The organism is Allobosea sp. NPDC055594 (genome assembly GCF_053618995.1).
The window spans coordinates 1-12,042 of the sequence record NZ_JBSHIO010000003.1 but is presented as its reverse complement, the minus strand read 5'-3'; the positions used below and the strand labels follow the sequence as shown (position 1 = coordinate 12,042).

Genomic DNA, 12,042 nt, shown 5'->3' with positions numbered 1-12,042 from the left:
CCAAGGGTATCTTTGGGTCAATCGGCGCCGGCAAGCGTGACCATATTGTCACTGCAGCGCAGCAAGAAGCCAAATCGCATCGAAATCCCGGAACCTCGTTGCACGGCTGACGTTGGAGCCGTAAATCTGGGCTCCGTTCCGGCCCTGGCTTGCGTCTGTCGGGTCACAGAATCTTAACGATCCATTCATCATAACAGACGCTGTCCTGGCGTCGTCGGTGGAAGTCATGAAGCGGTCTCTGGTTGCTGCGCTCGGCGTGTCCGTCCTTCTCGGGGCGTGCCAATACAAGACCGTGAATGCACCCTCGCTTTCGGCACGCGATGCCGAATACATGGCGCTGGTTCCGAAATTCGAGACGCAGATCACGCATCTTCCCTACGAGATCAATGATCCCACCGGTGAAGCGCCGGGCACGATCGTGGTCGATACGACAGAGAAGTTCCTCTACTTCGTGCTGCCCAACAAGAAGGCGATTCGCTACGGCGTCGCGACCGGCGACGAGGCCTTCGGCTGGACCGGCACGGCGGTGATGCAGCGCAAGGCGGAATGGCCGCGCTGGACGCCACCGGCGGAGATGATCAAGCGCTGGCCGCATCTGGCGCCGCGCGCCGGCGGCATGGAAGGCGGACCGGACAATCCGCTCGGGGCCCGAGCTCTCTATCTCTACCAGGACGGCAAGGACACGCTGTACCGCATCCACGGCACCAACGAGCCCGAGACGATTGGCCGTTCGGCCTCGTCGGGCTGTATCCGGATGCGCAACATCGATGCGATCGACCTCTATAATCGCTCCGAGGTCGGCGGCAAGGTCATCGTCCGCTGAGGCTGGAGCGGCGCCGGTTGGTGCCGCATCTCGGTCGCCCCTTCGCCTCGTCCTCGGGTGAGCCGGGCCCGGTTTCGCGCGAAACTGCTTCAACCCAGTTCGATCAGCAGGATCTCCGGCGGGGCGCCGAACCTCAGCGGTAATTTGCTCGTCCCCAGCCCGGCCGAGACGATGAGATCACGGTCATTCTCGACGACATGGCCGTAGGCATAACGGTTGCCATAGTGCGAGGGCACGATCGGCGACCAGCCGAGAATTCGGACCTGCCCGCCATGGGTGTGCCCCGAGAGTGTCAGCGAGACGCGGGCCGGCATGCGCGCGAAGACGTCCGGCTCATGCGCCATCAGGATCACGGGTGCGTCGTCGTCGATCCCGGCTAGCGTTGCCGCGAGATCGTGGATGCCGCGTCGCTGGCCACGGCGCGGCCGCAGAAAGGCGAGCTGGTCGCCGAGGCCGGCTAGCCAGAGCGGCCCGGCTTTGGTGTCCAGTCGCCGCGCATCGTTCTCTAGCACCGGAATGCCGACCGCTTCGAGGGCGAGCCTGACCTCGGTGGGGCCGCGATAGTCGCGCTGCGCCCGGGCGTCATGCCACCAGTCGTGATTGCCGAGTATGGCGAAGCGGCCATGAGTGGCGCGCAAGCGGGCGAGTTCGGCTGCCCACGCCGCCTCGGGCGGGTCGTCCGGCCGCTTCGGCCTGCTGGCGATGAAGTCGCCGAGCAGCAGGGTGAGATCGGGCTGGAGGAGATTGGTCTGGTCGACGATCGCGCGCACCCGCGACACCGGCATATGCGGGCCGCCGACATGCAGATCGGAGATCACGGCGAGGCGCAGAGTCTCGCCTTGCGGCCAGCGCGCTGGCTTCAACCGGTAGCGCGTCACGCCCTGACGGGTCGGCTCCCAGGCATAGGCGTAGCTGCCCAGGCCGATGGCAGACAGAAAAAGACCGGCGAGAGTCTGAAGAACTCTGCGCCGGTCAAGCATGGAGGGTCTCGGTAGAAGGTCGTGCCGTGGTCAATCTTCAGAACCGCTGCGCAGGATCGCCGGGACGTCCCTGCGCTGCGGTGTCAACGCGGCGGGTGCCCAGCGAGTTCCAGCGAGAATGGCAGGAATTGCGATTGGGCGAAAGCGGGATGCATAGGCCTCGCGCGCCGTGGCGTCGTGAAAGCTGGCGCTGCGCGGTGCCGTCTGTTGGGGCTTTTGCGAAGACATGACTCTCGGGTTCCATCTAGGCTTGCCGACGGTTCCTGGCCGTCGACAGAGGCAATGTCGCAGCCGATCGGGTCGGGCCGGCGGCGGCATCGTGAAAACATCATGACGTTTTCTGCGTCACAACGAGGTCTTGGCCGGCTTTGGCGTGGTTTCGCTGGCGGCTGCCGATAATCCGCTGCGGTCACGTTCCCGCTATCGCCGTGCGCCCCGTCCCCGCCATCTGTGCGCTCGTCAGATCAAGATTGGACCTCAAATGAAAATGCCCGCCACGAGGGCGGGCATCGAGATCATGAATGCGCAGGCTGCTGTCAGGCGGCGAGCAGACCTTCGGCCTTGACCCAGTCGAGCGTCTTGCCGAGCGCCCGCTCATAGCGGTCGAACATCTCGTCGATCTCGGCCTCGCTGATCACCAGCGGCGGGCAGAAGGCGACGCGGTCGCCGCCCATGGCGCGTAGGATCACGCCCTCCTCCTGGGCGAAGGAAACCGATTTGGCGGCGACGGCCTTCTTGGCCTCGAACTGCGCCTTGCTCGCCTTGTCCTTGACGAGCTCGATGCCGCCGATCAGGCCGACGCCGCGGGCTTCGCCGACCAGCGGATGCTCGGCCAGCTTGCCGAGGCGGGCGAGGAATTTCGGCGAGACCTGCCGGACGCGCTCGATGATCTTGTCACGCTGGTAGATCTCCAGCGTCTTGACCGCGACAGCGCAGCCGACCGGGTGGCCGGCATAGGTGTTGCCGTGGCCGAAGGTGCCGATCTTGCGGCTCTGGTCGACGAGAACCTCATAGACGGCTTCGTTGACCATCACGGCGCTGAGCGGGAAATAGGCCGAGGTCAGCGCCTTGGCGCAGGACAGCGTGTCGGCATTCATCTTGTAGGTGGTGGTGCCGAACATCTCGCCGGTGCGGCCGAAGCCGGTGATGACCTCGTCGGCGATGAACAGGATGTCGTATTTGGCGAGGACGGCGTTGATCGCCTCGAAATAGCCCTCGGGCGGGGTCACCGCGCCGCCGGCGCCCATCACCGGCTCGGCGATGAAGGCGGCGACCGTGTCCGGGCCCTCGCGCTGGATCATCTCGTCGAGCTCGGCTGCCAGCCTCGCCGAGAAATCGAGCTCGCTCTCGCCGGAATGGGCGAAACGGTAGTGATGCGGGCAGGAGGTGTGGAGAATGCCGGGGAGCGGCAGGTCGAAATCGGTATGGTTGGCCGGCAGGCCGGTCAGCGAGGCCGAAGCGACGGTGACGCCGTGATAACCCTTCAGCCGCGAGATGATCTTCTTCTTCTTGGGGCGACCGAGCGCATTGTTCATGTACCAGACCAGCTTGACCTGGGTGTCGTTGGCATCGGAGCCGGCCGATCCGTAGAAGACCTTGGAGATCGGTACGGGCGCGATCTCCTTCAGCTTCTCGGCGAGCTCGATCGCCGGGTCGTGGCTGCGGCCCGAGAAGATATGGGTGAAGGGCAGTTTCTTGAGCTGCTCATAGGCGGTTTCGGCCAGCTCGTCGTTGGAATAGCCGAGCGAGGTGCACCAGAGCCCGGCCATGCCCTCGATATAGTCCTTGCCGGTGGTGTCGTAGACGAAGACGCCCTTGCCGCGCTCCAGCACCAGCGGGCCGACCTCGCGATGGGTGGCGAGATTGGTATAGGGGTGAATCAGCGTTTCGATATCGCGCACGGCGAGGTTGGTCAGCATGCCCGGCTCCGCTTCCTTATGGGACGTTTATGCGAGCATAGCTCCGCAGCCGCGCAAGCGCTGAGCGATTTTCTTGCAGATCGAAGCAGAGTCTGGCGCAGGGCAGTGCCGCGGCGTCGGAAACTTGAGGCGGCTTTTTCCCGATGGAGCCGCCATGCTTCGAGACGCCGCTGCGCGGCTCCCGCGGCACGAGGGCCGATGCCGGGAAATCGCGTCTGGAACGGTTCCAATCATGGCTTGCCAGCAGCAGCGGCGATGCTCATGGTGCGGCCGGTTCACGAGAGGTCCGCATGATCGATCCCGCCACCCTGGCGAACCGGCCGGCGCCGGGCCGCGATTGCGGCAGCTGCACATTGTGCTGCAAGGTCTATGACAATCCGGAGGTCGACAGCGTCGCCGGCGCGTGGTGCCAGCATTGCCTTCCCGGGCGATCCTGCAAGATCTACGCGCAGAGGCCGCAGCAATGCCGCGACTTCTTCTGCCTGTGGATGACGCAGGGCTTCCTCGGCCCGGAATGGAAGCCGGATCAGGCGCGTTTCGTGCTGACAATGGACCCGGCGACCAAATGGCTGTTCGCCCAGGTCGATCCCGGCGCGGCGCAGGCCTGGCGCAAGGAACCCTATCTCGGCCAGTTCCGCCGCTGGGCGAGCGCCGGCCAGCGGCCGGTGATCGTCTTCGTCGGCAAGCTCGCCACCGCGATCCTGCCGGATCGCGAGGTCGCGATCGGCGCGATCGGGCCGCATGAGCGCCTGGTGCTGCGCGAGGAGCTGGTCGGCGGGCGCTCGCGGCCGACGGTCGCCAAGGTGACGGTCGCGGCGTGAGCGCATCGGGCCGGCCCATGCTGCATCATCTCTCCTTCGGCGTCGCCGATATTATGCGCGCCGCAGCCTTCTACGACGCGGCGCTGGCCCCGCTCGGCTATGTCCGTGTCTGGCAGGATCTGCGGCCGGGCGAAGCCGGACAGGCCATCGGCTACGGGGTGCCGGGCAGCGGCGATCAATTGGCTCTGAAGCATTGCCCTGACGGGCAAAGGCCGCCGAGGCCTGGTTTCCATCTCGCCTTGGCGGCGCCGGGTCGTCAGGCGGTCGCGGATTTTCACCGTGCGGCTCTGGAGCATGGCGGCCGCGACAATGGCGCGCCCGGCCTGCGGGTGCATTACGGCCCGAATTACTATGCGGCCTTCGTCGTCGACCCCGACGGGCATCATCTCGAAGCCGTGTTCAACGCAGCCGTCTGATCGTCGCCGGAGGAGGAGGGCACCTTGCACAAGAGGGCACGCGACCATGGTCTGATCTGCGGCTCGCTGACGACCGGCCCGCTCAACGCGATCACGGATGTGGCCGGTGTCATCGTAGGCCACCGGACAATCCGGGAAGGCGGTGTCAACACGGGTTTCACGGCGGTGCTGCCGCATGACGGGGATCTCTTCCGCGAGAAGGTCCGCGCCGGTGTCGAGATCATCAACGGCTTCGGCAAGAGCGCCGGGCTGATGCAGCTCGCCGAGCTCGGCCAGATCGAGACGCCGATCCTGCTCGGCAACACGTTTTCGGTCGCGACCGGGATCGAGGCCCTGGTCGGACGGGCGCTCGCCGCCAATCCGCAGATCGGGCGCAGCACCGGCACGGTCAACTCGCTGGTGCTGGAATGCAATGACGGTTTCCTCTCGGACATCCGGGCACGGCGCCTGACGCTCGCGGATGCGGAAGCCGCGCTCGATGCCGCCACTGGCGGACCGGTCGAGGAGGGTGCGGTCGGCGCCGGTACCGGCATGAGCGCTTTCGGCTTCAAGGGGGGCATCGGAACGGCGTCGCGGCTGGTGGAACTGGATGGCCGCAGCTTCACGCTCGGCGTGCTGGTGCAGGCGAATTTCGGCAATGCCGGCGATCTCGTATTGCCCGATGGCCGTCGCCCGGTGCCATCGGCGAAGCGGACGGCCCAGCCGCCCGAGCGCGGCTCGGTGATCATCATCCTGGCCACCGACCTGCCGCTGGAGAGCCGGCAATTGACGCGCGTCGCCCAGCGCTGCGGCGCGGGCCTCGCCCGGCTCGGCGCCTTCTGGGGCAATGGCAGCGGCGACATCGCCATCGCCTTCTCGACAGCGAACAGGGTCGCGCATCACGAGAAGGCCGATATCGTGCCGCTCGCCGCGCTCAACGAGAACCGCATCGACCTGCCCTTCCGGGCCGCCGCCGAGGCGACGCAGGAGGCGGTGCTGAACGCCATGCTGGCGGCGCCGGAGACGGTCGGTCGCGACGGAAACCGCAGGGCTTCGCTGGCGGATTACTTGTAGGCTTTTACGCCGCGGCAATCGGCGGAACGCGATAGCCGCCGCCGAGTTTCTCCAGCATGGCCCCGACCGCGATGGCGCTTCGGTCCTCACCCATCGGCGCGACGACCTGCACGCCGAGCGGCATCCCGGCCTGCGACGGGCCGACCGGTACGGAGAGCGCCGGCAGGTCGGCGCCGGTCGCAAGGCTCGCCCAGCACAGGAAGTCGAGATAGGGCCGCTCCACACCGTCGATATCGAGCCTGCGGGCATGGAAGTCCGGCAGATGGTCGTGCTTCAGCGCGCCGACCGGGGCGGGCGGGCAGAGCAGCACGTCGTAATTCTGGAAGAAGCGGGTCCATTGCCGCTTCAGCGCGAGGCGGCGCTGCTGGACCTGCTGGTAGAGGCCGGGCGTCATGCGGGCGCCGCGGGCCTGCAGTGACTGATGCGAGAGATCGCTCGGGCTGAACTTGCCGGCCTGCGCCTGGATGCGGGCGCGTACCTTCGGCGGCAGGCCATAGGCGACGACGGCGTGGTTCAAGAGCGCATAGACCTCATAGGCTTCGCTGAAGCGGAAGCCGGGGCGGGCCGCCTCGTCGACCAGCGCGCCGGCCGCGGCGAGGCGCCGGCCGGCCTCGCGTACCGCCTCGGAAACCTCGCGGGTCACGGGCGCGAAGGACTCGCTCGCCCAGACCGCGACGCGCAGCCCTTTGGCGTCGGCGTGACGGGGAGCGGGCAGGGGCGGGCCGGCGACATGGGCGTCGCGCGGGCCGGCGAGCACTGCGAGGACGAGGTCGAGATCCTCGGCGTGGCGGGCGATCGGGCCGGCGACCATCAGGTCGACATTGCGCGCGGTGCGCCGCTCGGGCGGCGGCGGCACGGCCCCCCAGGTCGAGACCAGCCCCCAGCTGGTCTTCAGGCCGAGCACGCCGCAGGCCTGGGCCGGCCAGCGGATCGAGGAGCCGAGATCGGAGCCGAGCTCGAAGGCAGCCATGCCGGTCGCGACGGCGATAGCGGCGCCGCCGGAGGAGCCGCCGGGCGAGTATTCGGGGTTCCAGGGATTGTTGGCGATGCCATGGGCAGGGTTGTAGCTTTGGAAATCGCCGGAGAAGACCGGAACGATGGTCTTGCCGATGATCACCACGCCGGCGGCGCGCAGGCGGGCGACGGCTGCCGCATCCTCTGCCGGAATCCGGTCCTTGTAGGCCGGCAGGCCGCCGGAGGAGGGCAGGCCGGCGACGTCGAAGGCGTCCTTGATGGTGATCGGCAGGCCTTCCAGCGGGCGCGCCTGCCCCGCCGCGATGCGTCGGTCGGATTCCGCCGCCATGGCGCGCGCCGCCTCGCGATCCTGCGCGACGATGGCGTTGAGCGCGGGATTCAGCGCATCGATGCGGGCAAGGGTCGCTTCGAGCAGCTCGCTGGCGCTGAAGCGGCGGGCGATGAGGCCGGCGCGCAGGCTGGTGGCGGAGGCGGTGAGATCGATCGAAGGCATGGCTGATTCCGGCGGCCGAATACCGAATCGTAGCCTGTCCTGAAGGGCGATGAAAACGGGTCTTGCCGCACGATGCGGATCGGCATCGCGCCTTATGGGGTCACGGCGCTGTCGAGGCCTTGCGGACCTGCCTGCTTTCCAAACTCCGGAGAAATGCCTCGCCATCGCGGATGCCGAGCTCATAGGCGAAGCGGATGCCGTCCCAGTTGCGGATGGTGAACTGGCTGACCGGGATCGTTTCGGAGGGGCCGGTGTAGGTCCGGTTCGCGACCTCGGGCACCTGTGCGAACGGGCGCGTGAGCAGCACGAGCGTCGGCTCGCCTTGCTGCTCCAGCTCGGCGAGCGCCCAGGCCGGGGCGCTGTCGACGAGGCCGCCATCGAGCGCGGCGCGGCCCGCGACCAGGCCGCCCGGCATGAAGGGCGGTACCGAGGCGCTCGCCATCAGCGCGGCGACCAGCTCGGCCGGCGTTGCGCAGTCGGCGATGCGGACCAGATCGGGCACGAAGCCGAGCCTGCGGCCAGCGGTCGGATGCACCGGGCGATGCAGGCGCTTTTCGAGCTGATAGGCGCCGATGCCGAGCGCGGCGGCGACGGGCAGCGGCCAGAAGCGTGGGGGCCGCGACACCGCCACCAGGAAATCAGCACGAGCCTGGAGTGCGGCGAGCCGATCGGCAGTGAAGAGCTGGGCCAGCATCTGCTCATAGAGCTCGCCGACCGGGAAGAGGCGGCCGCCGCGGCGAAAGGCCGGCCAGTCCACCTCGGAGGTCCGACCGAGGCAGGCCTCGCGGACCAATTCGCGCACGGTGGGGCCGAGACCGAGCGCGGTATAGAGCATGGCGAAGGCGCCGGCGCTGGCGCCGACGACGCGGCGCGGCTTCAGGCCGATGCGCGGCGCCACGGTCTCGTAGAAGCCGCCCTGCCAGTAGCAACGATTGCCGCCGCCGGCATAGGCCAGCCCCGCGAACACGCGCTCCGCCTATGTCTCGTCGACGGCGCGGGCGAGGTCGCGCCAGGCCAGCACCAGCCGGTCGAGCTCGACGAGATCGCCGGTCGGCAGCTTGCCGAGAGTCGAGGCGACGAAATCGCGCTGCGTCGCCATGCCGGCCTCCGCCAGGCGCCGGCCCTCCGGCGTCAGGTGCATGGCGTAGGAGCGCCGGTCGCCGGCGATGGCGCGGCGCTCGACCAGTCCCGCCTGGACCAGCCTGTCGACCAGGCCCGAAACATTGCCCTTGGTGACGTAGAGCCGCTCGGCGAGCTCGCTCTGGCTGATGCCTTCCCGCTCGGTCAGGGTCGAGAGCAGGTCGAATTGCGGGATGGAGAGGCCGAGCTCGCGGATGCGCGCCGTCATCTGGCCGAGCATGCGCTGGTGCAGCCGCATGAAGCGGAACCAGACGCGGTCTGGTTCGACCGGCTCAGGCGCAGGAACTGGGCGGGATGCTGGCAATGGCTCTTTCCCCCGGATGGTTCATCCCTGAACTAGCTTATCTTCGGCCGCTGCGCGAGGGCTTTCGCGTCCGCGCCTCCCCTGGCTATGCTGCGCAAAACAAGTACTACCAATGGGGAGAAGGCGCATGCTGGGCTTGATGCAGGACTGGCCCCTGCTGATCCACCGGATCATCGACCATGCCGCGATCCAGCATGGCAACCGCGAGGTCGTCAGCCGCAGCGTCGAGGGGCCGATCCGGCGTACGAGCTATGCGCAGGTGCGCGAGAAGGCGCTGAAGCTGGCGAAGAAGCTCTCGGGCAGCGGGATCAAGGTCGGCGACCGCGTCGCGACGCTGGCCTGGAACACCGACCGCCATCTCGAGCTCTGGTACGGCATCACCGGCATCGGGGCGATCACCCATACCGTCAATCCACGGCTGTTTCCCGAGCAGATCGCCTGGATCATCGATCATGCCGAGGACCGGTTGCTCTTCCTCGACCTGACCTTCGTCAAGCTGGTCGAAGGCATCCAGGACAGGCTGCCGACGATCGAGCGCTACATCGTCCTGACCGATCGCGAGCACATGCCGGAAACCTCGCTGAAGGGTGCCGTCGCTTACGAGGACTGGCTCGCGGAGGGCGATGCCGATTTCGCCTGGGCGAAGCTCGACGAGAACACCGCCGCCGGGCTCTGCTACACCTCGGGCACCACGGGCGGGCCCAAGGGTGTGCTCTATTCGCACCGCTCGAACGTGCTGCACGCCATGGCCTGCGCCATGCCCGACTATATGGGCCTGTCCTCGCGCAGCGTCGTGATGCCGGTGGTGCCGCTGTTCCACGCCAATAGCTGGTCGCTGGCCTATTCGGCGCCGATGACCGGGGCGAAGCTCGTCCTGCCGGGCATGAAGCTCGACGGCGCCTCGCTGCTCGAACTCCTGAACGGCGAGGGCGTGACGCTGACCGCCGCCGTGCCGACGGTCTGGCTCGGCCTGCTGCAGCATCTCGAGGCGACCGGCGAAAAGCTCACCAGCCTGAAGCGGGTCGTGATCGGCGGCTCGGCCTGCCCGCGGGCGATGACCGAAGCCTTCGAGACAAAATACGGCGTCACCGTCGACCATGCCTGGGGCATGACCGAGACCAGCCCGATCGGCTCCTTCTGCACGATCAAGCCCGATTATGCCGATCTCGAGGGCGAGGCGCTCTATGACCTCAAGGTCAAGCAGGGCCATCCGCAGTTCACGGTCGAATTCCGGCTGACCGACGATGAGGGCAGGGAGCTGCCCTGGGACGGCAAGACCTTCGGGCGGCTGAAAGTGCGCGGCCCGGCCGTCGCCGGCGCCTATTACCGGCACGACCAGCCGATCCTCGACGAGCATGGCTTCTTCGACACCGGCGACGTCGCGACCATCGATCCGCATGGCTACATGCAGGTCACCGATCGCTCCAAGGACGTGATCAAGTCCGGCGGCGAATGGATCTCCTCGATCGAGCTCGAAAACCTCGCCATCGGCCATCCCGATGTGGCGGAAGCGGCGGTGATCGGCGTCGCCCATCCGAAATGGGATGAGCGGCCGCTCCTGGTGATCGTGCCCAAGCCCGGTCGGGCGCCCGGCAAGGAGGAGATGATCGCCTTCATGACCGGCAAGGTCGCGAAATGGTGGCTGCCCGACGATGTCGTGCTGGTCGAGGCGATCCCGCACACCGCGACCGGCAAGATCCAGAAGACGGCGCTGCGCGAGATGTTTCGGGAGTACCGACTGCCCGCCGTTTAGGCGACGCCGCGGCCAGCCGATCGGCCTGGGGACAACCCGCTGTCGCGGTGCGCGGCGGGCAAAGCTTCATCCCCTCTTAACCCTGCCGGGGTACGCCTCAAAGCAGTCGTTAACCAATGTGCCGTGCTTGCTGATGTCCATGCGTCGAGTGAATTGGAATCTCCAGGCGGAAGGCGCCGATTCCTCCCTTCAGCCCCAGACCGGCCAGTCGGCTTCCGAGCCGGCCGCGGTCCGTTACTGGCGGACGCCGAGGAAGACCGCGAAGCCGCGTGTCGAGCCGGAAGTCGTCGAGGCGGAGGTCGTCGAGATCAGCCTTCCCGAACCCGAGCCCGAGCCAGTGCCGCTTGCCCCGGCCGAACTCGACCGCGTCCGCTTCTGGCGGACGCCGCGGCATCTGATGCAGCAGGTCTGGGGCGAGGCGCAGCTCGCCGAGATCGCCGCCGCCGAAGGCACGTCGGAAGCGATGGTCGCCGCGCTCGACAGCGAGGGCTCCGCGCACGCGCCTGCCATGGCGTGCGAGGATGCGGAACCGGGCGTCGAGACGATGCCGTCGACGCCTTTCGCCTTCCTGTCCGACGACGCCTTCTGGGAGTTCATCCCGGATGCCGAGCGGGCCGACGAGACCGCGATCGAGACCCTGGCCGAGACGCTCCCCGAGCCGGCCCTGCTGCCCGCCCCGCCGCTGCCGCCGGCTCTGGCCGAAGAGCGGCGGGTCGTTCCGCAGGCCGACGGCTTCATGGGTGCCGCGGCGACCGCGACGCCCTGGAGCGGCATGGGCTGGACGCAGAGCTATCGGCTCGATGTGAGCTTCACCGCCCCCGCCATGCCCTCCGCTCCGCCGGCAACCGCACCGGTCGAGCCGCCGGTGCAGGAAAGCCCGCCGCCGGCACAGGCGACGAAAAACGCCGTCCCGATTCTCAAGGCCGAGCGCCCGCAACGCGCGCCCGAGCCCGACGCCTCGGCGCAGCGCGCGAAGCGCCGCGGCGTCGAGATCGCGCCGGCGGTTTCGGTGGTGATCCCGGGTTTCGAGCTGCCGCCGATCGATTTCCTGGCCGAGCCGCCGCAGATCGAGAGCGCGATCCCGGTCGAGATCTTGCAGCAGAATGCGGGCTTCCTCGAAGGCGTGCTGGAGGACTTCAATGTCCGCGGCGAGGTCGTCCAGGCCTGCCCCGGCCCTGTTGTGACGCTTTACGAATTGGAGCCTGCACCTGGGACGAAGTCGTCGCGGGTGATTTCGCTGGCGGACGACATCGCGCGTTCGATGAGCGCGATCTCGGCGCGCGTCGCGGTGGTGCAGGGCAAGAACGCGATCGGCATCGAATTGCCCAACACCAAGCGCGAGACCGTCTTCCTGCGCGAATTGCT

General features: G+C 67.8%; 11 protein-coding genes. 6 read left to right on the top strand and 5 right to left on the bottom strand.

Features of this window, described 5'->3' with window-relative positions:
• Nucleotides 1–226 precede the first annotated feature (226 nt).
• Nucleotides 227–823 (top strand): L,D-transpeptidase, encoded by a 597-nt coding sequence (locus tag ACWGRX_RS07170; protein WP_452116974.1) that lies wholly within the window; start codon nt 227–229, stop codon nt 821–823.
• Between the two features lie 89 nt (nt 824–912).
• On the opposite strand, the gene ACWGRX_RS07165 is transcribed toward ACWGRX_RS07170, so the two are convergent.
• On the bottom strand, nt 913–1,803 hold the full coding sequence (locus ACWGRX_RS07165) for a metallophosphoesterase (protein WP_452116973.1): 891 nt from the start codon (nt 1,801–1,803) through the stop codon (nt 913–915).
• 536 nt (nt 1,804–2,339) lie between these two features.
• The gene (locus ACWGRX_RS07160; protein ID WP_291648194.1) at nt 2,340–3,722 is read right to left on the bottom strand and encodes an aminotransferase; all 1,383 of its coding nucleotides are present in this window, start codon (nt 3,720–3,722) and stop codon (nt 2,340–2,342) included.
• 290 nt (nt 3,723–4,012) lie between these two features.
• Between ACWGRX_RS07160 and ACWGRX_RS07155 the strand changes: the two genes are divergently transcribed.
• From ACWGRX_RS07155 to ACWGRX_RS07145, 3 genes are read left to right on the top strand one after another with little or no spacing between them, the layout of a single operon-like run.
• Nucleotides 4,013–4,543: a hypothetical protein gene (locus tag ACWGRX_RS07155; RefSeq protein ID WP_291641614.1), complete on the top strand. Its 531-nt coding sequence runs from the start codon at nt 4,013–4,015 to the stop codon at nt 4,541–4,543.
• A gap of 17 nt (nt 4,544–4,560) precedes the next feature.
• Nucleotides 4,561–4,959, top strand: coding sequence for a VOC family protein (locus ACWGRX_RS07150; protein WP_291648372.1), 399 nt, complete (start codon nt 4,561–4,563; stop codon nt 4,957–4,959).
• Nucleotides 4,960–4,983: 24 nt separating this feature from the next.
• A complete protein-coding gene (locus tag ACWGRX_RS07145; RefSeq protein WP_452116972.1) occupies nt 4,984–6,012 on the top strand; it encodes a DmpA family aminopeptidase in 1,029 nt (342 codons plus the stop codon).
• 4 nt (nt 6,013–6,016) lie between these two features.
• On the opposite strand, the gene ACWGRX_RS07140 is transcribed toward ACWGRX_RS07145, so the two are convergent.
• From ACWGRX_RS07140 to ACWGRX_RS07130, 3 genes are all read right to left on the bottom strand, one after another.
• Entirely contained in the window at nt 6,017–7,480 is a 1,464-nt protein-coding gene (locus ACWGRX_RS07140; protein WP_452116971.1) for an amidase family protein, read from the bottom strand.
• A gap of 100 nt (nt 7,481–7,580) precedes the next feature.
• Nucleotides 7,581–8,447 carry a patatin-like phospholipase family protein gene (locus tag ACWGRX_RS07135; RefSeq protein ID WP_452116970.1) on the bottom strand — a complete coding sequence of 289 codons (867 nt, stop codon included), beginning with the start codon at nt 8,445–8,447 and terminating at the stop codon, nt 7,581–7,583.
• A gap of 9 nt (nt 8,448–8,456) precedes the next feature.
• The gene (locus ACWGRX_RS07130) at nt 8,457–8,858 is read right to left on the bottom strand and encodes a MarR family winged helix-turn-helix transcriptional regulator (protein ID WP_452116969.1); all 402 of its coding nucleotides are present in this window, start codon (nt 8,856–8,858) and stop codon (nt 8,457–8,459) included.
• Between the two features lie 193 nt (nt 8,859–9,051).
• Here ACWGRX_RS07130 and ACWGRX_RS07125 point away from each other — a divergent pair, with 193 nt between their 5' ends.
• Together ACWGRX_RS07125 and ACWGRX_RS07120 are read left to right on the top strand one after the other, a co-directional pair.
• On the top strand, nt 9,052–10,677 hold the full coding sequence (locus ACWGRX_RS07125; RefSeq protein ID WP_452116968.1) for a long-chain-fatty-acid--CoA ligase: 1,626 nt from the start codon (nt 9,052–9,054) through the stop codon (nt 10,675–10,677).
• A gap of 133 nt (nt 10,678–10,810) precedes the next feature.
• Nucleotides 10,811–12,042, top strand: a 1,232-nt coding sequence (locus tag ACWGRX_RS07120; protein WP_452116967.1) for a DNA translocase FtsK, incomplete at its 3' end; no start/stop codon positions are given.